The sequence below is a fragment of the Fervidicola ferrireducens genome, assembly GCF_001562425.1.
Taxonomy (GTDB): Bacteria; Bacillota; Thermosediminibacteria; order Thermosediminibacterales; family Thermosediminibacteraceae; genus Fervidicola; species Fervidicola ferrireducens.
On the sequence record NZ_LOED01000102.1, the window covers coordinates 1 to 554 of the forward strand.

Genomic DNA, 554 nt, shown 5'->3' on the forward strand with positions numbered 1-554 from the left:
GTCCTACCAACAGTTGCCTTATTTTTTAATCAATGCTATACTTAAAGTATGAAACATGAACTGGAGGAACATTACCCTTTACGCAAAGCTGCAGAGATACTGGGCGTCCACCCGATAACCCTGCGCCGCTGGGAAAAGGAGGGGAAAATCCACTGTATACGGACTCCTTCCGGCCAGAGGCGGTTTCCCAGAAGCGAAATCCTGCGCCTACTGGGGGAGAACGTCCCTTCCGGCAGGAGAGCTGTCATCTACGCGCGCGTTTCATCGGCCAAGCAGGCCGGAGCGGGAAACCTGGAGCGCCAGAGGCAACGGCTGGAAGAGTACTGCCGCTCCAAGGGCTACGATATAGTGGCGGTCATCGCAGAGCAGGGTTCGGGGTTGAACGAAAAGCGCAAAGGACTCGCAAGGCTTTTCAAGATGGCCCGGGAAGGGAAAATGGACCTGGTGGTAATCGAGTTTAAAGACCGCTTGGCCCGTTTCGGCTACACCTATATCGAACGCTTCTTTAACGCTTTCGGCGTAAGGATAGAGGTTGTTAACGGAGAAGAGCCGAG

General features: G+C 54.0%; 1 protein-coding gene. It reads left to right on the forward strand.

Annotated features, from left to right (window positions below; translation table 11 throughout):
• Positions 1 to 48 precede the first annotated feature (48 nt).
• On the forward strand, positions 49 to 554 hold a 506-nt coding region (locus AN618_RS12490), incomplete at its 3' end, for an IS607 family transposase (protein WP_066355655.1).